This is a genomic window from Methanomicrobiales archaeon (assembly GCA_030019205.1).
Classification (GTDB): Archaea; Halobacteriota; Methanomicrobia; order Methanomicrobiales; family JACTUA01; genus JASEFH01.
On record JASEFH010000003.1, the window covers coordinates 124,348 to 145,141 of the forward strand.

Sequence of the window (20,794 nt, forward strand, 5' to 3'; positions counted from 1 at the left end):
GCTCCATTTTCGTGCAGGAAGTGGGGAGGTAGACGATACCCAGCCGGGTATGCCGGGCCTTCAAGAACTGCGTACCCGTGGCGCCGCAGAGGGTGCACTGCACGATCTCTTATCCACTCCGTTTCCCTGTCTGGTGTGCATCGTTCGCCCTTCGGGATCTGGAGGGATTGTCCCTCCTGTCCGGCGGACAAGCGAGTTCCCCGGATCCCTCCCGGTTACATGGCGTCTGCAGGCGAACAGCGAGTCCTGCAACACGGTTCAAATATATTTGAACCTTTGATTATTAAGGATATCGGGTTCATGTGGCTCCAGAGCAGGAGGGGTTCTCCAGGAAAAGTCCCGCCATCCGTGTTTGTTGTTGCATGCGCAAACGCAGCCGGCTCGAGCCGGAAGCGATCGAAAGCACCCCCTCGCACAGTGGCAACAAGTAACCGCGAGCATTCCCAAGCGAAGACGTGGGGATGCGAGCGGGGAGACTATACAGCCGCCACGACACGAGGGCAGCGGGGGTATCCGGGGCACAGGAAAAACCCGAAGAAACGATGGCGAGTCCGCGACGCGAGCCGGTGAGCGAGAAGTCGCACCCGTCTACGGCCCCCGGGAGGAGGAGTGGCGTCGTCCTCCCCGGTCCGGTAATCTTCGGTCCGCGGGGCATCCACGCTCTCGCTTCTGTGAGATCCCCCAACGTCGGTGTTGCGGGCAGTATTTGGGTGCACTGCACCTTCTGGTGCTCCCACCGTCCAGGGAGAATCTCGCCCCGACATGGCGATCCTGCAGCCGTCTCCTCCCCCCAGGGTGCCTCCTCCACCGGCATGAGCACCCCGAGAGGGATCGCGTGCAGACGATTCCCCCCAGGGTCTTTGTACCGAACGATATCCCGATAATCGGGGATCCTGGCCATCTGCATCTCACCCTGCGCCAGCCTGAAACCGTCGCCCTTATTTACTCCGCCCGCCGAACTCAAGCCGATGACAACGATGCGCAGCGACGAGATCAAGAGGGGCTACCCCCGCGCTCCCCACCGGGCGCTGCTCCGCGCCCTCGGCGTCACGGATCGGGACATGGACCGCCCCTTCATCGGGATCGCGAACGCCTGGAACGATATCGTCCCCGGCCACGTGCACCTGCGGGCGCTGGCCCGGAAGGTGCGGGAAGGCATCTCGGCCGGCGGCGGGGTGCCCTTCGAGTTCGGGGTGATCGGGATCTGCGACGGGATCGCCATGGGGCACGAGGGGATGCGCTACTCCCTCCCTTCCCGCGAGAACATCGCGGATTCCATCGAACTGATGGTGCAGTCGCACCGCTTCGACGGGCTGGTCTGCGTGGGCACCTGCGACAAGATCGTGCCGGGTATGCTGATGGCGGCGGCCCGGGTGAACATCCCTGCCATCCTGCTCACCGGCGGGCCCATGCTTCCGGGCTCCCTGGGCGGGCGGGATCTATCGCTCATCGACGTCTTCGAGGCGGTGGGCAAAGCCGCGGCGGGCGTCATCGACGACGATCTCCTCCACGAACTGGAGTGCAGCGCGATGCCCGGCTGCGGCTCCTGCCAGGGGCTCTACACGGCGAATACCATGGCGTGCATGACCGAGGCGCTGGGCATGTCGCTCCCCGGCTGCGCCGCCATTCCCGCCGTCGATGCGGATAAACTGCGGATTGCCAAGGAGACGGGAGAACGCGCGATGGCGCTCGTGCGCGAGGGTGTCCGCCCGCGCGATATTATCACCCGCGAGAGCCTCGAGAACGCCATCCGCGTGGACATGGCCCTCGGGGGTTCGTCTAACACCGTGCTCCACCTGATGGCTCTCGCCGAGTCGGCGGGCGCTCCCCTCGATCTGGAGACATTCGACGCGATCGCCGACGCCACGCCCCACATCTGCAACATGCAGCCCGCGGGCCCGTTCTCGATGCTCGATCTGCACCGCGCCGGGGGGATCCCGGCAGTGCTCGCCCGTCTCCTGCCGATGCTGCATCCGGCCGCGACCGTCTCCGGCGAGCGGATCACCGATATCGCCGCCCGGGCCCGCGTGAAGAACGAGTCCGTCATCCGACCCCTGGCCGATCCCGTCCATGCCGCCGGCGGACTCAAGATCCTCCGCGGCACGCTGGCGCCCCGCGGCGCGGTGGTCAAGTGCATCGCCGTCGATCCCTCCATGTGGCACCACAGCGGCCCCGCTCGCGTGTTCGACGGCGAAGACGCGGCGATGCGGGCGATCCTGGCAAGGGAGGTGCAGGAGGGCGAGGTGATCGTGATCCGGTACGAGGGCCCCCGGGGAGGTCCGGGTATGCCCGAGATGCTCTCCCCCACCTCCGCCATCATGGGGCTGGGATACACCCGGGTCGCGCTGGTCACCGACGGGCGGTTCTCGGGCGGCACCCGCGGCCCCTGCATCGGGCACGTGGCCCCCGAGGCGGCGGCAGGAGGGCCGATCGGGCTCGTGGAGAACGGCGATCGGATCGAGATCGATCTGGACACAAAGGCGATCAACCTGCTGGTCCCTCCCCCCGAGCTCGAGCAGCGGAGGAAGCGGTATGTCCGTCCGCCCCGCGAGATTCCCGGTCTCCTCGAGCGGTACGCGGACCGCGTGGAGCAGGCGGACCGGGGCGCGGTCCTGCGGTGACGCGGACATCCGTCACCTTTTCGGTGAACATCCCCCCCTTGCTCTCCGTTTTCGGCGGCAGCGTCCACCTGTCCGCATCCCCCATCGCGGCATTCGTGAGGGCAGCCGCCCGACGATTCCTCCCTTCGCACTCGGCTCTCGGGGGTGTGGTCGTCCTGCGGGGGTGCCGCCCGCATCGCTCTCCCGGATACTGCCCTCAGGCGCTCGGGGGTTGCGAACACGCGGGAGGGCCGGTCATTCGTATACTCTGGATGGCCTGAAAACCCCATGGTTTCCTGCACGCCTGAAGAGTAAACGCATCCGTGCATTGGGCGAGGGACGGGAGTACTGTTTGCCGGTGCTGTCCGTCGCAAATCCTGTCCCGCACCCGGATCCAGCGGCTCCTTGCGACTTGCCCCTCCCGGGAATGGATTGCCGTCAACGAAGCCTCGAGCATCTCCCTGTGAAACAAAACGACCTTCACTCTGCAGCCGTCATGGCCGATCTCCCTGCGGAATCTCCCTGAACCGTGTCCTTTCCCATTCATTCCTGTTCCCTCGCGGGGAGTCAGGCTCGAGATCTACGAGATCCGTCGTGCAGGCATCCTCTTCCCCATGAACCCCGCAGGGGAACGCTCCCTGCAGGCCTCCCGAGTCCCGCGGGCGCAGCCGAACCGTCGATCGACGATTTGCCGGTTTCGAAGGGGGTATCGATGCGCCCCCCCCGGCAACCGCCACGCATCCGGCTTCCGGGAGGGGTCATCTACGGGAGACGCACTGCGACCAAAATCCCTTACACTTATATAGAACAACAAACCTAGTTTTCTCCTGCAGAGGTTGATTTTCCATGTCATACCAGTTAGCCGGACAACCAATCCTCATCCTGAAGGAGGGCAGCACCCGCACCAGGGGTCGGGACGCCCAGGGGATGAACTTTGCAGCAGCCCGTGCCATCGCGAACACCGTGCGAACCACGCTCGGGCCCCGGGGGATGGACAAGATGCTCATCGACTCCATCGGGGACATCACGATCACGAACGACGGAGCCACCATCCTCAAGGAGATGGATATCGAGCACCCGGCGGCGAAGCTGATGGTCGAGATCGCCAAGACCCAGGACGAAGAGGCTGGGGACGGCACCACGACCGCGGTCGTGCTCGCGGGCGAGCTCCTCAAGGGGGCCGAAGTCCTGCTCGACATGGAGGTCCACCCGACCGTGATCGCCGAGGGTTACCGCCTGGCCGCCGAGAAGGCGGAGGAGATCCTGAACGCCATCGCGATCCCCGTCCAGCCCACCGACCGCGCGACCCTCGAGAAGATCGCCCGCACTGCCCTGACCGGCAAGAGCGCCGAGGCATCGAGCGACCACCTCGTCGGTCTGGTGGTGAAGGCGGTCATGGCCGTTGCGGACGAGGACGGCACCGTCGACACCGAGAATGTGAAGGTGGACAAGAGAGTCGGAGGCGCCGTCGATGACTCCTGCCTCGTGGAGGGAATGGTGATCGACAAGGAGCGCACCCACCCCCAGATGCCGGAGCGGCTGGAGGAGGCAAATATCCTCCTCCTCAACGCGGCGATCGAGTACCGCAAGACGGACACGAACGCCGAGATCAAGATTACCAGCCCTCAGCAGATCCAGGCGTTCCTGGACGAGGAGGAGCGGATGATCCGCGCCATGGTGGACAGGATCGTTCAGAGCGGCGCCAACGTCGTCTTCTGCCAGAAGGGTATCGACGACATGGCCCAGCACTTCCTCGCCAAGGCTGGCATTCTTGCCGTCCGACGGGTCAAGAAGAGCGACATGGAGAAACTCGCCCGGGCGACGGGCGCTGCCATCGTTAACAGCATCGATGCAATCGAGAGAGAGGATCTCGGATACGCCGGGCTCGTCGAGGAGCGGGAGCTGAGCGGGGAGGAGATGATCTTCGTCGAGAAGTGCAGGAATCCGAAGGCCGTCTCCCTGATCGTCCGCGGCGGCACCGAGCATGTCGTCGACGAGATGGAGCGGGCCATCCACGACGCAATTCGGGTCGTGGGGGTCGTCATCGAGGACAGGAAGATCGTCGCCGGGGGAGGGGCGCCCGAGGTGGAGCTGGCGCTCCGCCTCCGCGAGTACGCCACCCAATTCGGCGGGAGGGCGCAGCTGGCGATCCGTGCCTTCGGCGATGCGATGGAGATCGTCCCCCGCACGCTGGCCGAAAATGCGGGGCTCAACGCGATCGACATGATCGCCGCGCTCCGCGCCGCCCATGAGAAGGGGGAGAAGACGGCCGGCATCAACGTCTTCGACGCAAAGCCGATGGACATGGCCAAGGGCGGCGTCGTCGAGCCCCTGCGGGTCAAGACCCAGGCGCTCGCGAGTGCCAGCGAGGCGGCAGTCATGATCCTGCGGATCGACGACGTCATCGCCTCTTCGAAAGCCCCCGAACCGTCCGGCATGCCGCCGGGAGGCGCCGGCGGCATGGACGAATTCTAGGGCTCCTCCTCTTTTTGACCGTTCGGGCCTCTCGGCGCTGACGGATTCTGCGTGGGCGCACGATCCGAGGGCGTGGAGGGGGACGGCCTCCCTCCCTTTTCACGATCCGCCCTCGCCGCCGCTTTCGCACGGGGGCGGGCGCCCTCTGTCGCCGCCCTCCGCCCGCGGTTCGGGCAACGATGCCGTCCCGATCGTGCGGGTCGATGTCCTGCCCTCCCTTCCGGCTGCCGGGTCCGCATCGTGACCGCCGGGGACCGGATGGCCCGCGATGGCGCGGCGCTCCGGGTGACTGCCGGGATCGCAGACGGCAGGACGCACCGCCGCCGCCCGCGAGAGGGCGGTCTCGACGCGGATCGGACTGTGAGGGAACGGTGCAGGGAAGACTGCCGCCAGGTGCCAGGGCCATCTCCCCTTCGCAGCGCCATCCGGGGCGCCGTTCTTCGGGTCTCCCCCGGAGCCCTAAAAACATATTTATAATTTCTATCCAACAGGAGATGCCGGCATCACGGCAGATGACAATGGAGTGATGACCCGTGGCACTTTCGGATGAGGAGATCAAGAAGAAGATCGTCGACGAGCTCTACTGGGATACGAGAGTGGATGCATCGAAAGTACAGGTGACCGTCGATAACGGCCGCGTGACGCTCAGCGGCACCGTCCCCAGTTATACCGCCCGCACGCGGGCGACGTGGGATGCCTGGAACGTCGATGGGGTCATCTGGGTGGAGAACAACATCACCGTCAGGCCTCCGCCGACCGTGACCTTTTTAAGCGACGAGGACATCAAGCAGTCGGTGGTGCGGGCCTTTGCCGAGGATCCGGATCTGGATACGACGGACATCCGGGTCTCGGTGAAGAACGCCACGGTCACGCTGGAGGGGTCCGTGGACGAGTTCTGGAAGCGGGGCGAGGCGGAGAGGATCGCCTGCCGGGCCCGGGGGGTGTGCGACATCGTGAACAAGCTCACCGTTGTCCCCACCATGAGCATCGCCGACAAGACGATCGCCGATGACGTCCGCGCTGCCATCGAGCGGAACCGCAACGTGAACATCGAGGATGTGACGATCAACGTCTCGGACGGCGTGGTGACGCTCTCCGGTTCGGTTCCTACCCAGGCTGCCCGCACTGCAGCGGTCAATGCGGCCGATTTCACCCGGGGGGTCGTGGACGTCATCGACAATCTTGTCATCCGCCCGCCCGGAGAGAGAGCGGAAGCGGTCTGTTGAGAACGAGGAGGGATAAGAGATATGGCTTGGAGAGGACCGCCATCGGAGTTCTGGCGGGATTATGAGGCGATGATGAACGACATGCAGAGGCGCTTCGACGAGATGCTGCGCGGGTTTGGACGGGTCCTGCCCGGACCTGAGACGCGACAGCTGTTCCCGATCGCGCGGGGGGCCGAGATCACAGTCGACGTGCGGGAGCACGAGGACGAGGTCATCGTGGCGGCCGATCTACCCGGCGCCGAGAAGCAGGACATCCACGTGCGGCTCCTGGATCCGAGGACGCTGCTGATCTCCACCGAACGCCGGAGAGAACGGGAGGAGGAGAGAGAGGGCTACTACCTGCGCGAGCGCACCTACGGGGCGATGTCGCGGACCGTCTTCCTGCCCGCCGATGTCACGGAGCAGGGAGTATCGACCAGCTTCAAGAACGGCGTGCTCGAGGTGCGCCTTAAGAAGACGGCGGAGGCGCGGGGAAAGGAGATCCCCATCGAGTAGGCGGATGGGCCTTTCCCATCTCTTCCTGCGGTGGCCGCGCTCGGCACTCCCGCCACCTGTTCCATCCCGCCCGGATGATCGCACGATATCCGATCCATCGGCGGCCTTCACGGATCTGCGCCGTATTTTCTGCATTCGAATCCCGGGGCAAACCGAACGCGACCTGCAGACCAGCATCACGGGCATGACGCTCCCGTCGATCCGTATCGCGCGCTCTCCGGCGGCAGCCTCGCATGCCGGGGTATCCGCAGCCGGTCCTGTGGCCGTTCCGTTCATGGGGGCGCCTGGAGAAGAGGGACGACGCCGGTCACCCTGCACAGACTCACACGCCCGCATGAGGCCGCTGCCGCTATCGGCCCGCCCCGCGGCCGTCCAAGATTCCGCCGTCCCGTTCCCGGACGATACCGTGTGCGCACCCCGCCGGAGTCCTCCGAAGCGCGGCCGATTCTTCCGGTGCGGCAGGCTCACCGAACCTCCCGAAGGCATGGCGCGAGCGCGTGCAGCAGACGGGGGAATGCCGGGCGGCATCCGCGCCCGGCAGACTACAGGAGCGCATCGGCCGGACGCGGGAGGAGGATTGGGCACCAGCAGCCCCGAGCGGGGGGACTGCCGCTACCGCTTCCGGCTTCCCCGGATCAGAATCGTCGATGTCCTGCACCGCCGGCACTGGATGCGGATGGTGTTCCGAACCCTGCCGACGAGCCCCGCCTTATACCCCATGTACGTCCAGGTGTAGCCGCAGCGGTGGCACGTCACCTGGATGTGATCCTGCATGCATGGGAGGTGGCCGGGACGGTCATTTGAACCTTGAGAACGGGAGGTGCGAAAGTGATCCGTCCTCCGCCCCGGGAAGCCAAAGTATTTCAGGGGGAGACGTCCCCTGGACCTCCGATGCAGACGTGGTACAGGATCGCGATCCTAGTGGGCATCCTCCTCGTCCTCTCGGGCGGATGCCAGGATGCCCCGCCTAAAACCCCCTCTCCCGACACCCTCCCGGCACCATCCGGCAACCTCACGGTGCACGTCCTCGACGTGGGCCAGGGCGATGCTATCCTGCTGCGGTCTCCCGCGGGAAGAACGATGCTGGTCGATGCCGGCTCGATAGGATCCGCCCCCGAGGTGCTGGCATACCTGAACGCGTACGGTTTCAAATCCCTGGACGTCGCGGTGGCCACGCATCCCGATGCCGACCACATCGGCGGCATGGTGCCGGTACTCGAGGCCGTTCCCGTGCGCCAGTTCGTCGATGCGGGGTATCCCCATACCACCGGAACCTACGAGAATATGCTGGCCACGATCGACCGTCTGGATATCCCCTACCGGACCCCGACCCGCGGCGATACTCTCGCCTGGGATCCCGCCGTGCGGGTCGCCGTGCTCAATCCCCCGGAGACGTTCCACGACGGGACGAACGAGAACTCGGTCGTGCTGCGGGTGTCGTACGGGGCGGTGGACGTCCTCCTGATGGGCGATGCTGAGAGTGCGGTCGAGCGGGAGATCGCGGACGAGGCGATCGACTCGGAGATCCTCAAGGTGGCGCACCACGGGAGTGCATCCTCCACATCGGAGGCGTTCCTCGGCAGGGTGACTCCCGAGGTGAGCATCATCTCCGTGGGGAGCGGCAATCCCTTCGGCCATCCCGCGGCGGAGACGATCCGACGGCTCGAGCAGACGGGATCGGCGATTTACCGCACCGATCAGGACGGAACGATATCGGTCATTTCGGACGGCCGCACCTATCGGATCGAGACGGAACGCTCCGGTACGGTGCTGGCAGCCACGCCGGCATCCTCATGGGCGACCGCATGCGACTGCACTGCGGACCGCTTCGACTGCAGCGATTTTTCGTGCCGGCCGCAGGCACAGGCCTGCCATGACTATTGCCTGCCGCTGGGGAAAGGCGACATGCATCAACTTGATAGTGATAGCGATGGAGAAGTCTGCGAATCGCCGGGGGAGGCGTGCTGAATGAAGGTCACGGTGGACCGGATCGAGGGCGACCTGGCGGTTCTCCTGGTGAGGGGGGACGAATCGGTCCAGTTCCTCATTCCCCTGCGGCTGCTGCCGCCGCTGCGGGAGGGCGACATCCTGGATATCCTCGTCACAAAGGATGAGAAGGCGACGGAGGAGGCCCGGGAACGGGTATCTGCACTGATCGATGGGCTGAAGATGAAAGACAGGGAGTAGGGAGCGCTCATCCCTGTCCGGCATATCATGTTTCGGTCCCCTGGGAGCGAATCAGGAGGATTCCCGGGACGGTCGTGTCCGCGTGGAGCCCGTGCGTTCCCATCTCCCGGAGCGCAGGGCAGGATCTTCGCAACCGACCTGCTGCATTCGATTCGGGGACGATGAACGGGAGACATGGTGGCGGCGCAGCTGCTGCGTATATGCGGATGCGCCTGCCGCAGAAACGGCAGGGAGGCACCGGGAGTGCAGGCGCATGACGCCGGACATCGGGACGGACCGGCAGTGCCTGCGAGGGCAATCCCCGGCATCGGGCGGTGCCCCCTCTCGAAGGGTTACAGAAGGGGGAATCTTCGGGAAGACAGGGTTCCGTAGCGTATCATGCTCCCGGGCCTGGATGTCCTTCGGGGTCCTCGGAATCCGGATCGTGGTTTGCGATGCCGAGCCGCTCGGGGGGGTGATCGCTGACAGGCAATGCCCCTCGCCCGTCCGGGTCATCGGGATCCTGCACCCCCGGACCGCTCCGGAAATTCGCCATGACTGTGCCGCCCCCAACCCCCCTCGCAGGAGCGGCATGCAGGGGTTCGCGCGATCCTGCTGCCCCTCGCGGCAACCCCCCGGCGGTCTCCGGGAGAACCCCGTCAGAATTGCCCGCACCCACTACATGGATTATGGCAGACATCATCCAGCCTGGTTCCGTGAGGAACGGGATGCAGCGTATGTTCAGCTGCAGCCGGGCCCTCGCAGCGGAAGAGCAGGGCTTCTTGCACGGAAATGGGTTGTCCGCGGGAGAAAGCCGCCCGGGGCGCCCTTGTGGCGTCGGGAGGGCCTGCATGCCTGACCGTCCTTCAGGTCCACCCCCGACTCCGAATCCGCGGAGTCCATCCGCATGTCGGGGACCGACGTCCGCGGCAGGTCCAGCTCCGCCCTGCTGGATCGACTGCAGAGCAATGCCCGGCTGCGGGTGGCGATGCCGGGGGCCGAACCCGACCCCCGGCACCCGGTGAGCGAATCGCCAGATCCTACAGTATTTTTACACTGCAGTATTCCTGACGGCCTGCCGTTGAATTCAAAAGAGATCGAGGATCTATTCTGAAACTTTGAGCAGTAGGGAGAGAAAGATTCGCGTTGCTCCTCTCGTTGTCGCACTCGTTGCCCTGCTTCTCTCGAGCGGCTGCGCGCAGACGGCGATCCACTCCCTAGGGCTGCCCGACGGAACCGTCTCGGATCCCGGGTAGTACCGGAAAAACAACGGCACTGCCGACGTGTTCGCCGGCAGCGCGAACTTCGAGCGCGACGAAGTCTGGTCGGGAGACAGCGTTCGGCTGGTATTCGAGAACCAAGCCCCCTCCGTGCGGACGCCAAATCCCCCTGCGGATTCTCTTGCGAAGGCAACTGCATGGTGCACCGGCATGCCCTGAATGCCTCAGCGCGGCAGGAAGCGTCGGCGTCCAGCGGCATGGCGGGCAGCATGTTCCCGCTGGACTGCTGCCGGGATTCGTGTATACGCCCATCCGTACACGGCATCCGGGAGAGTGGATGCAGTTCGGCTCTGCAGAACCTCTCCGGGTATTTCTGCACCGATCCCGCGGATACCCCATCGACGATCCCCCTCGCAGCCCTGCGGGAGCTGCCCTCTCCGGGGAGAGGGGAATCGTGCGACAGGCCCGGACGATGAATGCCGGGGAGAAGGCTCTCCATCGAACGAAGGAGGCAGGAGGAGCGACGCCCTCCGCGGAGAATTTCAGAGAATCCTCACCATGCTCCCGATGAGAATTTCGACAGCGCAAGCAGTGCCGCATTCTGCTGTCCGGTAACATGGCATTCGATATCATTCCCTGCGGTGCAATGGCGTCGTCAATCCCTTGCCATGAGGACTAAAGCGCTCTGCAGGAGCGGCGGGATGCCCGGCGGCACGATGGTCCTTCGAGCGAGCGGCAGTATCGCAGATGGCATCAAGTTGCCCGGTATCCCGGCTCGTCCGCGATAGGGGCGAAGAAAAAGGGGGATATGGAAGGTGCTTCCGGAGTTATCTCTTCTTGATGGCGCCTTCGATGATGTCGCCCAGGAAGACGCCCACGATGAAGATGATCACCAGAATGATGATCCCGATGACCGTGCCGACCAGTCCGCCGATGCCAGCAGCCAGGCTGAATCCTTCCGGAGCGAGGAACGCTGCAATCAGGCCGAAGATGACACCCAGGACGATGCCGATGATCGCCCCCTGTTTCAGGATGCCCCAGAGGTCCTGCTTGCCGGCGCTGAAGTAGCCGTAAGCGATACCGATGATGAGTATCAGCAGTTCAAACCACATGCTATCACCATCCGGATCTTCATGAAATTCCGCTCTAAATACCTTCTCTTTTCTTCGTTCCGCCCCTCCCCTTTTCGATATGTTCCGAAATCGCCTCCGGGGCTATCGAAAGGGATTCCCTCCGGCATCCGCCGATACGGGTATCCGCCGGGATCGAGGTCTGCAGTCTGCCGGAGAATCGAATGCTGCCAGGAGCATGCCTGCTCGGGCAGAGGCCGATGGTCCAGGGATCGCACCCGGGATGGTCCGCCGATCTCCTCTGCCACGCCCGCCCGCGGATATTCCCCGCGGCACCGCTCCGTTCACATGCCGGCGTCAACGGAGCCGCGACGAATGCCACGCCATCCCCCTGCAGGTGCTCTGATGGCTGCCCCTCCGAAGAGAGTGACGGGGGGAGGGAAAAGGAGGGGCGATCGGGGGATCGCCAGGCGAGAGATACGACGCCATCGCCGAATCTGCAGGTATTATTAAGAGCGGGGCGGATAGTCTCTCCGGAAAGATCTCCGATCGCAGCGCTGCCCGGAGCATGTCGGCAGGCCGACCGCCCTGGGGTACCGCCCGAAAGAGGGAGAGAAGGTTCTGCTCGCGCGAAGGAGCCGATCAGATTCGCAGGGAGGCCGGGGCCGAAGGCACCGTCGATGGCATCCAGCACGCCCTCGAAGGGGGTGAAAACATCACGGTGAGGAAGAATCGCATCAACATCGAGATCGACTGCCGAGAGAGGAGCGCGATCCCGGCAGGAACTCCGATAATGCCTCCCGGCCGCCCCCCGCCGCCTCGGATTGGTTCGCAGAACCTCGCGGCGGCCTCTGGCCGGGGTAAACCACCGGGCAGCGCGCGCCGGAAACTGCGATGGAGACCGAACCATGGAGAGGAGGGAGATGGACCAGATCTGTGATGTCTGCGGGAGAGCGGCGATCGGGATCCAGATCTTCGGCTGCTGCGCCTCCACCGTCTGCGAGGAGCACGCCGACGCCCGGCTGCGGGAACTGGGCCCGGGCAAGAAGCGGGGGTGGGGGGAGTGCTACTTTTACCGCTTCGAGGATCCCGGACCCGGCTGAACGGGCTTCTGCGGTGGGAGAGCGATCCATTCGGGATTTCCGTCCCTTGTGGGATTCTGCCGCAGCCCCGGGTCGGATCCGCCAGGATCTGCAGCGAAGCCCCTCGTCTGCGCTGCGTGCCCATCTCCGCCGGGCTCGTTGGGGCGGCAGCATCCGGATCCCCTCCCGTCGGGGGCGCTGGCGGCGAACCGGAACTTTACTGCAGGAATTCCGTTCGGCCTGGATTTTGCCGTCCCCCGGCATCCCGGATCATCCCTGCAGGATCCGTCGCACCTAATTGCGCTGGAGCCCGGTCCGCTGCTGCAGGCCTTTGACCGCGAGCTCCTCCACTGCATCTGCAGTAACGGCGGCCGCTCGCTCTCGACCCCGGGGACTGTCAGCTCTCGCTGTCCGATACAGAGAGCCCGGCTGCAGGAGAGTCGTATCGTCCGGTGGCCAAAGACGCTCCAGCACGCTCTCCGTGGCTGGAGGCGGGGCGGAATACCCGTGATGGGTGGGTATATATACACCGATGCGCATCGTTCACCCCTGCTCCGGCTCGGCTGCATGCAGAGTGCGGAAAGCCCTGTGCATTCCGAGCGGGGCAGGATATCGGCACGAGGTGGAAAAGCATGTTATTCGTTCTGTGGTACAAATTCGACCCCGAGCATGCCCAGGAGGTGCACAGGCTCTGGAGAGAATACAGATACCCGGGTGAAGTGAAGGTGCGGGAGCGGTACCTCCTGATCGGGAGGCATATGTCTGTCGCCATCTTTGAGGCACCGGACGAGGAGTCTCTCCTCAAGATCACAGGGCCGTTCAGCAAGTACGGGGTGGCCCATATCGCACCGGCGATGCCCCTGGAAGAGGCCGTTCAGGTCAAATGGTAGGGCCGGACGATCTCCTTTTTACAGGGGGCCTTTGCCGGAGGGGGGAATGGCACATGCTCCTCGGGATTCCCTGCCTGGCACGAGGCGTCGGAGGGGCGATCGACCGTCTCCCCGCCCTGTCCCGCGCGTTGGGCTGACAGTGCGACGGGAAGTGCGTCGATGCAGCTGTGCCGGGACGGGAATGCTGAATGCAGCAATGCGGGGCGTCGCAGAGTTCATTCCTTCTCCGGGGCGGGCTCCCGGGCGGCCGGCAGCGTGAAGTAGAAGGTCGAGCCCTTCCCCGGCTCCGACTCGACCCAGACGCGCCCGCCGTGCCGTTCCACGATCCGTTTCACAATGGCAAGCCCGATGCCGGTGCCGGGATACTTCTCCCGCCCATGCAGCCGCTGGAAGATGACGAAGATCTTCTCCTGGTACTGCGGCTCGATCCCGATCCCGTTGTCCGCCACTGCGAATTCCCACATCACGTCATCCCATCGGGCGGAGATCCGGATATCCGGCGGCACGCCCTCCCGCCGGAACTTGATCGCGTTGCTGATCAGGTTCGCAAAGATCTGCTGGAGCTGCGTCGGGTCCGCCAGCACCGCGGGCAGGGGGCCATGGCTGATCGCCGCGCCGCTTTCCGCGATCGTCGAGGCGAGGGCGGCGAGGGCGTGCTCCAACACCGCCTCGCTCTCGGTCTCGGCTGGCGGGCCGCCGCGCGTGGCCACCCGCGAGAACTCCAGCAGGTCGTTGATCAGCGCCTGCATCCGTTTGCCGGCGTCCACGATGAAGCCGATGAACTCGTCGGCCTCCGGGCCCATCTGCCCCTTATACCGCCGCTCCAGCAGCTGGGAGAAGGTCACGATGGTACGGAGCGGCTCCTGCAGGTCGTGGCTGGAGACGTAGGCGAACCGTTCCAGATCCTCGTTGGACCGCTTGAGGCTGATCATGGAACGCCGCAGACCCTCCTCCGCGCGGTGGCGCTCGGTATCGTCGATGATATAGCCTTTGGCCCCCGCGAGGGCACCTTTCTCGTCGAAGATGCCGATAATATTCTCCACAACGTGGATGCGGGTCCCGTCGCGCCGCCGCCGCATCCTCCCCTCGTTGAAGATCCGCCTCTCCTTCTGCAGGCGGGCGAGCACCTCCTCCCGGTCCCGGGGGCTGATGTAGAGATCGAGGACGCTCGATCCCTTCGCCTCCTCCACCGATGCAAACCCGAACATCGCCGCGAAGGCCGGGTTGCAGTCCAGGATTCGCCCGTCAAGGCTCGTTTCGAAGTTGCCGGTGATATCCTCGTCGAAGAGGCGGCGGTACTTCTCCTCGCTCGCCATCAGCCGCTCCTCGGCCCGTTTCCGCTCCGTGATGTCCCGCACGTACTCGATGATCCCCCGGAACTCCCCGGTGCGGTCGTCGATGAGGGGGAAGGTGAAGAGATCCATCCAGCCCTCCACCTCCCCGCCGGGGCCCGGGCGGGGGACTTCGGCATGCCCGGGCTCGCCGGTCGCCAGGGTCTGGAGCGTGGGGCAGTTCAGGCAGGGCCGATCCCGCCCCTGGTAGACCGCGAAGCACTTCTTTCCCACGATCGGCATGGCACGGGAGTACCACTCCTCCATGGCGCGGTTCACCCGCACGATGGTGAGATCGCGATCCAGGATGCTGATCCCGTCCTGGATGCTGTGGAAGACATCGTTCAGGAACTCCTCGCTCTGCCGCAGGGCCTCCTCCATCCGCTTCCGCTCCGTGATGTCGCGGATGTTGACGACGACACCCCGCACGCCAGGATCCTCCAGCAGGTTGGTGGCGATCGCCTCGATCCGCTGGTCGCCTTTCGGGCCGGGGAAGGTCAGCTCGATCGTTCTGCTATCCCCGGGATGCCGCAGCAGGAAGGAGAATGCCTCCCGCACCTGCGGGACGAACTCTGGCTGCACCAGCTCAAACGCGCTCCTGCCGACGAGCGTCTTCGCGCGGAAGACTCCGATCTGTTCGACGGCAGCACTCGCGAACAGGATGGTCCCCCGCCCGTCCAGGAGGAGGATGGTGTCCGAGGACTTATCCACGAGCGCCCTCAGGCGGTGCTCCCGCAGCCCCTCTTCGCCCGCTCCGGAATCCGCGCGGCAGGGATCCGCCGCCCAATCGGCGCATGCCGTATCAGGAGGTCGCTTCTGCGGCGAATCGCAGGGTGAATCCTGCCGTTCTGCATCGGGATGGGGAGCCGAAGTCATGATCTGCCATCTGCACTTCCCTGAACTCGGTGGTGCGGATCCTTGCGTTCCCGGAAGATAAATGGATCCCTGCAGTCGCAGAGTCGCCCTGCCGTTTGCCCCCCGGGCTGGATAGGACGGTTAGACCGCCGTTAGGGTGAAGCAGAAGGTCGAGCCCTTCCCCGGCTCCGACTCGACCCAGATTTTACCCCTGTGCCGCTCCACGATCCGTTTGCAGAGCGCTCGACCGATCCCGGTGCCCTCGTTACGGCTCCTGCCCGTGCAGCCGCTGGAAGATCGCAAAGATCCTCTCTGAGTACCGCGGATCGATCCCGATCCCGTTGTCCTGCACCGAGAACTGCACCATCCCGTCCCGGCGACGGGCCGAGACGTGAACTCTGGGGGATGGGTCCCACACGATGGAAGGGGGCGTTTGCATATCCGATAGGATTCTCCAGGCACAGGCCGGTCTCCTCCGGTTCCCTCTGGCTCTTTGTGAGTCTGTCTTTGGACTGCTTCAGCTCCTCCTGGATGGTCTTCTGCTTCTCGTATGCCATCGCAAGGGCTTCGTTTTTCGTCTGCAGGTCTTTTTCCGCACGCTTGCGCTCGGTGATGTCCCGCCCGAAGATGTTGAGATAGTTTCACCCGGCGGTTGTGCGGCAAAGAGCCGCAGAATGACACCGGCCGGATAGCGGATCCCCTCCCCGATGGCGAGATCCTGCCCCGGGGTTCTTGCTGTCCGTGCGCAACCTCGGAGAGCGGCCGTCCCGGACTCCGCACCTGGTTGTCCGGACGGTTCATATCGGCGTATCCAAGCGCTATTCCGATCACGATCGCCCCGGGGATCTCCTGTTCAGCCCGGACGGGAGGCGGGTAGCCGACGAGCATGTTGGCTGCGGCGGAGTCTTCGCCGCACTCCTGCGCCATCCGCACGTTGCTCCGCGATATCGCCCGCGGATCGGATAGAGGCCACGGAGTGAACCGGCGGACCCTGCGGAGGCAGGCGATGATCGGGGCGCTGGATAGGTGCATGTGCAGCTCGAAAATGGGCCGCGCCTGCCCCTGCCGGTGTTGCGCATCCGGCTCCAATTTCGCAGCTGCTTCCGGATCCCGGTGGCCAGGCAACGTGAACCGGAATATCCGCCTTCCGTGGCACGCACCCCGGGATCCATTCCTGCCACCGCTTACGGATCCGGGCGACGCAGATCTCCCGCGGCGGCCGATCGCCCGCGCCGGGGGCTGGATGCAGCGGCATGGACGCTCTCGATCCTCCGCCCCGGCAGAGGATCCGAACGGAATGCCTGAACCATGCGTCGGGCGTCGCAGGTTCGATCATGCTCACCGGGCCTTCCGGCTGCTCGAAGTTTTCAATTGAAAATGCGGTGCATCGGGATGTTCCAGCACCCGTGCTGGCGGATCCTCGGATCGGTCCCGGATGACGCGGATGCCTGCCGCCGCTGTGCACCAGGTCACTCCGATGCACAGGGCAGGCGTGCCGGAGGCAACGGCGAGCACTCCCCGGTCGGATGCGGTCGTTTCAGGAACAGTAGCATTGTAATAGCATGAGGGGAGAATCCATGCATGCACGATACCGGTACGACGGTCAGAAGAGCCGGCGGCGTTTCGGCGCTGGCGGGGAGAACAAGGGGGTGAGTGGGGATGAAGATTGGCATCATTGTGCACTCGGAGACGGGCAACACTCTCGCGGTTGCCCGGCAGCTTCAGGAGGGGCTGCGGGCTGCGGGGCACACGGCGGAAACAAAACGGCTGAAACTGACCGGAAAGCCGCAGGACAGGAACGTGGGGATCGTGGATCCGCCGGATGCGGGCGCTTACGAGGGACTGGTCTTCGGCGCTCCCGTCCACGGGTTCGCCCTCTCGAAGGGGATGGACACCTACCTGTCGCAGATCCCCTCGCTCCAGGGGAAGACGGTCGCCTGCTTCGTTACAAAGGGCCTGCCTTTTGCCGGAACCGGCGGAAATCAGGCGATCGCGCGGATGCGGCAGGTCTGCGAGTCCCGAGGCGCGACCGTCTGCGCGACGGGGATCGTCATCTGGCGCGGGCAGCGCGAGAAGCAGATCGCCGACCTGGTCGAGCGATTCCGCCGGTGTTTCGAGGGAGGGCGGTAGGCGAGAGCAGGGGATCGCGGCGATCTCCGGAACCCCTGCACCGGATGGACCGATTCCATCCATCCGCCCTGACGCGCCGGGTCTGTCGCGGAAGGGTCGAAGGAACGGGTATAGGGGCAAGGACGTGCGAAAGGGGACGGAGCAGCATTTCCGAAACCTATTTCTGTTGTGACGTACGCCAGCACAGCGGTCCCCCCCTGCCCGTATTGCCGCCACAGACTCTTCCGAAACTATGTCTGCAGAAGTCCCGTTTTCACGCAGGATGACGGATATCCCGAATGTGTCAGCGCATGGCCTCGGACTCGCCGCTGCATACGGAGAGCGCCCCGTGATGGGAGGATTTCCGGTTTCATCGTGATACGTTGCTTCTGCAGCCAATCGGAAAAATACAGAATGTTATTATACCCCTTTTCTTCCAGTGGAGCGCACGATATTTCATGGCTTGATTTGCCATCGGAGTCTGATTTTGCATTGGTTATTGTGATGGGGCGTTCTGCTTCCTGTGATCGGTTAATATGCCTGAATCCGGTCGTTTCAGGGAATTCAGAGGCGTCAGCGCCCCGGATGGGGAGCGCATCTGCAGTTCCACCGGCAGCGACGACATCTGCAGGCCCCTCGACGCGGCACGCCCCCGCAGATTCCCCGCGGCGGGAACGGAAAAGCCCCGCCGGTGTTCGATTGCAGAATGGCGATTGACGCTGCCGTGGAGCCCGGCACCCCCCGCACGGAGCGATTTTCGGCCGCGATGAAAGGGAGGGACTTCGAGGGATGAGAGGGCCTCTCCATTCACGATCCGGCGTATGCGGCGACCCTGCAGCGGAAGGCGGACGCCGACTCTCATCGTGCCGGAGGGTGCGGGAACCCATGCCTCCGTCCTCTTCGTTCAGCCTCCCCGGGGGGCGGGCGCAGGTCGGGGGATGGCGCTCGCGGATCCGGGTCGGGCCGCGCGGGAGCACGTGGCGACGGTGATCGCGATCCGGCGGGGGGCCGACCTGCTTGCCGCACGCCACAACGCGGATCCGGGCCGGCTCGGGCCCGTCGGCTGCAGCATCGGAGCCCTCGTGGGCGGGGTCCGGAGCAGGATCGGGAGGCGGGTGCGGGAGTCTTGCAGGTGTTGCCATGCTCGGCATGCCCGATCGCAACGCCGAATCTCTCGAGCGCCATCGGGATGGGTCCGATCGGCCCGATCCCCCGCGTGCCCCGCGCCGGCGGCGCTCCCGTTCCCGTACGACCTGCGGGATCCCATCATCCCCGCGAGAACGCCCTCGCGTTCTCCGGGCGGACGAGCGACCCGGGGGCGATCCGCTGGCACGACACCGCCCACCGCCCGAACGGCGAGGCCTGGCGGTGCGGCTGCACCTTGCGGGCAATGGGAGTTGCCATTCCCGCGACTGCCAGCTGGGCCTGCCATGGCGTTGCCGGCGCACCCCGCGGACCGCGGGGATCCCGGACAGGATTTGCGGACATGCAGGGCCTGCCTCTGCCTCCTCCTCCAGACCGCCCGTTCCCCCCCCGCTGCCCCTCATCAGCGGGGAAGGCGGCACCTTTTTAACAGGTACGGCGATAATAGGGGTATGCAGAGGTAATTATGGCGTCGAAACTGATGGACTATTTCAATAAACAGCCCCGGATAGGCACGCTCAGCACGGCCAGCCGGGATGGAAAGGTCGATTCTGCGGTCTTCGGCTCCCCGCGCATGGTCGACGAGAGGACCGTCGTCATGGGGCTCGGGAAGAACCGCACGCTCGCCAACCTCCAGGAGAATCCCCGTGCCGTCTTCCTGATCATGGAGCCGGGGCAGGGGATCGCCGACTGGAAGGGGGTCCGGGTCTACCTGACAGCAAGGGAGATCGCCACCTCCGGGCCGTCGCTCGATGCGCTGCGGAGCAATCTCGCGAAGGCAATCGGCGATCAGGCAGCCCGGATGATCCAGGCGGCGGTGACGTTCGAGGTCACCGAGGTCCGCCCCCTCATCGACATGGGGCAGGGGTGGGAGCAGTCCATCTGAACACCCGGGCTGCCTGAGCGGCCCTCTGCGCCAGGGGTGAGGGGTGCCGGCTGGTATATCTTCCGAGCCTGGCGGATCGCGCCCCCTTCCCGGGCTCGATCGTTCTCCAGCCCGTCTCTTCCCCCGGCAACGAATCGCAGCCCCTCTCCTGGTGGTCCCCGCAGCGGCGGGCCCGAACGGTTTTGCTGTCGCGGTAAAGACCGCCCGACGGGGTGATCCGGCGTGCAGGAAGGGACGACGGTGGGCGATCGAGCGCCGTCGTAGAGCATTCTGCGGTTCGCCCTCTGCTCCCCCTGCCGTCAACATCAGCGGGTCGCCGCCAGGTTGACTCTCGCATCCAGGGCAGCCTGATCCTGCGGGCTGACGGCATCCACTGGTTTTGGGACGTCTCCATCGCTCTGATCGCGGGCACCCTCCTCTCCGCAAGTAGGAGCCTGCATCTCCCCCATGGGCTCTGCAGGGCGGAGAGCATCGTCGAGGCGTCGCCCTCCCCATCTTCTTCACCGCGATTGAGATAGCCCTGGCGTCGGCGATGGCACTGCCCGACCCCATAGCGGACGGTTCCTTCCCGCTGTCGCTGCCACCTCACCGGGACCTGGGAGGTGACGGTGGGGGAGTGGAAAAACTCTCCGGGCCTGGCTGCGGCCGGGAAACCGCATCGGTTCGATATGCTCTTCCCGTCCCTCGCGCTCTTCTCCCTGGTCGCACAGTATTCCGGTGCCTGACAGGATCGCGGCGGTCATCGTCGCCGTCTTCATCGTCCACCCGGGGTGGTGGATCTCGAAAGACAGCACCCGGACCTGCCTGGATGCCCCGGTCAGATCCGATATACGCTCAATGCGATGCATCATCCCGCCGGACCCTACGGTGAGCCGGATCAAGACGGCGACAGGGCGCAGCCCCGGACGCTCCATCTCCGTTGAGGCGACGGTCGGGATGGCGGAGCAGGATCCTGCGAAGGCGTACCGGGAGAGCGAACGCATCGAGGATCCATCAGTGCCGAATGTCGGACGGATCCTCGTCCCCTGAGAACTCGGAGGGGAGACGCACCTGCGGTACGCTGATCCGTTGCAGGGCCGCGGGGGCTGATTGCGCGAGCACTTCGGCGAAGCACCCAATTTTTCGCTTCCCGTCTTCGATACCGATCATGGCAGGCTTGAACGGCAGGACATCGTCTCCAGTCGGTTCCGGGACGTGGAGAAGAGGGAGGGCATTCAGGTGGCAGAGATGCTGCTGCCGCACGCTT

17 protein-coding genes are annotated in these 20,794 nt (G+C 65.1%); 11 read left to right on the forward strand and 6 right to left on the reverse strand.

Annotated features, from left to right (window positions below):
* Window positions 1-977 precede the first annotated feature (977 nt).
* The 4 genes from ilvD (at window position 978) to QMC96_03240 (ending at window position 6,796) form a co-directional block, all read left to right on the forward strand.
* Entirely contained in the window at window positions 978-2,621 is a 1,644-nt protein-coding gene (gene ilvD, locus QMC96_03225; GenBank protein MDI6875767.1) for a dihydroxy-acid dehydratase, read from the forward strand.
* Window positions 2,622-3,446: 825 nt separating this feature from the next.
* Window positions 3,447-5,075, forward strand: a complete 1,629-nt coding sequence (gene thsA / locus QMC96_03230) for a thermosome subunit alpha (GenBank protein ID MDI6875768.1) — start codon at window positions 3,447-3,449, stop codon at window positions 5,073-5,075.
* 533 nt (window positions 5,076-5,608) lie between these two features.
* Window positions 5,609-6,301, forward strand: coding sequence for a BON domain-containing protein (locus QMC96_03235; GenBank protein ID MDI6875769.1), 693 nt, complete (start codon window positions 5,609-5,611; stop codon window positions 6,299-6,301).
* Window positions 6,302-6,322: 21 nt separating this feature from the next.
* Window positions 6,323-6,796, forward strand: a complete 474-nt coding sequence (locus QMC96_03240) for an Hsp20/alpha crystallin family protein (GenBank protein ID MDI6875770.1) — start codon at window positions 6,323-6,325, stop codon at window positions 6,794-6,796.
* Between the two features lie 612 nt (window positions 6,797-7,408).
* Here the strand turns inward: QMC96_03240 and QMC96_03245 are convergent.
* Window positions 7,409-7,570, reverse strand: a complete 162-nt coding sequence (locus QMC96_03245) for a hypothetical protein (GenBank protein MDI6875771.1) — start codon at window positions 7,568-7,570, stop codon at window positions 7,409-7,411.
* Between the two features lie 117 nt (window positions 7,571-7,687).
* On the opposite strand from QMC96_03245, the gene QMC96_03250 reads away from it, so the two are divergent.
* Window positions 7,688-8,764, forward strand: coding sequence for a ComEC/Rec2 family competence protein (locus QMC96_03250; protein ID MDI6875772.1), 1,077 nt, complete (start codon window positions 7,688-7,690; stop codon window positions 8,762-8,764).
* A complete protein-coding gene (locus QMC96_03255; protein MDI6875773.1) occupies window positions 8,765-8,983 on the forward strand; it encodes a DUF3006 family protein in 219 nt (72 codons plus the stop codon).
* A 2,026-nt stretch (window positions 8,984-11,009) separates the two neighbouring features.
* On the opposite strand, the gene QMC96_03260 is transcribed toward QMC96_03255, so the two are convergent.
* Complete coding sequence (locus QMC96_03260; GenBank protein ID MDI6875774.1) at window positions 11,010-11,294, reverse strand: hypothetical protein; 285 nt, start codon at window positions 11,292-11,294, stop codon at window positions 11,010-11,012.
* Between the two features lie 881 nt (window positions 11,295-12,175).
* Here QMC96_03260 and QMC96_03265 point away from each other — a divergent pair.
* Window positions 12,176-12,355 (forward strand): hypothetical protein, encoded by a 180-nt coding sequence (locus tag QMC96_03265; GenBank protein ID MDI6875775.1) that lies wholly within the window; start codon window positions 12,176-12,178, stop codon window positions 12,353-12,355.
* 611 nt (window positions 12,356-12,966) lie between these two features.
* Window positions 12,967-13,224: a hypothetical protein gene (locus QMC96_03270; protein MDI6875776.1), complete on the forward strand. Its 258-nt coding sequence runs from the start codon at window positions 12,967-12,969 to the stop codon at window positions 13,222-13,224.
* A gap of 215 nt (window positions 13,225-13,439) precedes the next feature.
* Here QMC96_03270 and QMC96_03275 read toward each other — a convergent pair whose 3' ends face one another.
* Window positions 13,440-15,431, reverse strand: coding sequence for a PAS domain S-box protein (locus QMC96_03275; GenBank protein MDI6875777.1), 1,992 nt, complete (start codon window positions 15,429-15,431; stop codon window positions 13,440-13,442).
* Between the two features lie 244 nt (window positions 15,432-15,675).
* Complete coding sequence (locus tag QMC96_03280) at window positions 15,676-15,828, reverse strand: hypothetical protein (GenBank protein MDI6875778.1); 153 nt, start codon at window positions 15,826-15,828, stop codon at window positions 15,676-15,678.
* A 1,241-nt stretch (window positions 15,829-17,069) separates the two neighbouring features.
* Between QMC96_03280 and QMC96_03285 the strand changes: the two genes are divergently transcribed.
* Window positions 17,070-17,540, forward strand: a complete 471-nt coding sequence (locus QMC96_03285) for a hypothetical protein (protein MDI6875779.1) — start codon at window positions 17,070-17,072, stop codon at window positions 17,538-17,540.
* Between the two features lie 1,245 nt (window positions 17,541-18,785).
* On the opposite strand, the gene QMC96_03290 is transcribed toward QMC96_03285, so the two are convergent.
* Window positions 18,786-18,923, reverse strand: coding sequence for a hypothetical protein (locus QMC96_03290; GenBank protein ID MDI6875780.1), 138 nt, complete (start codon window positions 18,921-18,923; stop codon window positions 18,786-18,788).
* Between the two features lie 205 nt (window positions 18,924-19,128).
* On the opposite strand from QMC96_03290, the gene QMC96_03295 reads away from it, so the two are divergent.
* Window positions 19,129-19,548 (forward strand): pyridoxamine 5'-phosphate oxidase family protein, encoded by a 420-nt coding sequence (locus QMC96_03295; protein ID MDI6875781.1) that lies wholly within the window; start codon window positions 19,129-19,131, stop codon window positions 19,546-19,548.
* A 305-nt stretch (window positions 19,549-19,853) separates the two neighbouring features.
* Here the strand turns inward: QMC96_03295 and QMC96_03300 are convergent, their stop codons facing one another.
* On the reverse strand, window positions 19,854-19,988 hold the full coding sequence (locus QMC96_03300) for a hypothetical protein (protein ID MDI6875782.1): 135 nt from the start codon (window positions 19,986-19,988) through the stop codon (window positions 19,854-19,856).
* Window positions 19,989-20,265: 277 nt separating this feature from the next.
* Here QMC96_03300 and QMC96_03305 point away from each other — a divergent pair, with 277 nt between their 5' ends.
* Complete coding sequence (locus QMC96_03305; protein MDI6875783.1) at window positions 20,266-20,577, forward strand: hypothetical protein; 312 nt, start codon at window positions 20,266-20,268, stop codon at window positions 20,575-20,577.
* The last annotated feature ends 217 nt before the right edge of the window (window positions 20,578-20,794 follow it).

What these genes read in the sequence shown, in the direction of transcription:
- ilvD (MDI6875767.1), top strand. Translation starts at nt 978, where the DNA reads ATGCGCAGCGACGAGATCAAGAGGGGCTACCCCCGCGCTCCCCACCGG.
- thsA (MDI6875768.1), top strand. Translation starts at nt 3,447, where the DNA reads ATGTCATACCAGTTAGCCGGACAACCAATCCTCATCCTGAAGGAGGGC.
- QMC96_03240 (MDI6875770.1), top strand. Translation starts at nt 6,323, where the DNA reads ATGGCTTGGAGAGGACCGCCATCGGAGTTCTGGCGGGATTATGAGGCG.
- QMC96_03245 (MDI6875771.1), bottom strand. Translation starts at nt 7,570, where the DNA reads ATGCAGGATCACATCCAGGTGACGTGCCACCGCTGCGGCTACACCTGG.
- QMC96_03250 (MDI6875772.1), top strand. Translation starts at nt 7,688, where the DNA reads ATGCAGACGTGGTACAGGATCGCGATCCTAGTGGGCATCCTCCTCGTC.
- QMC96_03255 (MDI6875773.1), top strand. Translation starts at nt 8,765, where the DNA reads ATGAAGGTCACGGTGGACCGGATCGAGGGCGACCTGGCGGTTCTCCTG.
- QMC96_03260 (MDI6875774.1), bottom strand. Translation starts at nt 11,294, where the DNA reads ATGTGGTTTGAACTGCTGATACTCATCATCGGTATCGCTTACGGCTAC.
- QMC96_03265 (MDI6875775.1), top strand. Translation starts at nt 12,176, where the DNA reads ATGGACCAGATCTGTGATGTCTGCGGGAGAGCGGCGATCGGGATCCAG.
- QMC96_03270 (MDI6875776.1), top strand. Translation starts at nt 12,967, where the DNA reads ATGTTATTCGTTCTGTGGTACAAATTCGACCCCGAGCATGCCCAGGAG.
- QMC96_03275 (MDI6875777.1), bottom strand. Translation starts at nt 15,431, where the DNA reads ATGACTTCGGCTCCCCATCCCGATGCAGAACGGCAGGATTCACCCTGC.
- QMC96_03285 (MDI6875779.1), top strand. Translation starts at nt 17,070, where the DNA reads ATGAAGATTGGCATCATTGTGCACTCGGAGACGGGCAACACTCTCGCG.
- QMC96_03290 (MDI6875780.1), bottom strand. Translation starts at nt 18,923, where the DNA reads ATGGCAACTCCCATTGCCCGCAAGGTGCAGCCGCACCGCCAGGCCTCG.
- QMC96_03295 (MDI6875781.1), top strand. Translation starts at nt 19,129, where the DNA reads ATGGCGTCGAAACTGATGGACTATTTCAATAAACAGCCCCGGATAGGC.
- QMC96_03300 (MDI6875782.1), bottom strand. Translation starts at nt 19,988, where the DNA reads ATGCAGGCTCCTACTTGCGGAGAGGAGGGTGCCCGCGATCAGAGCGAT.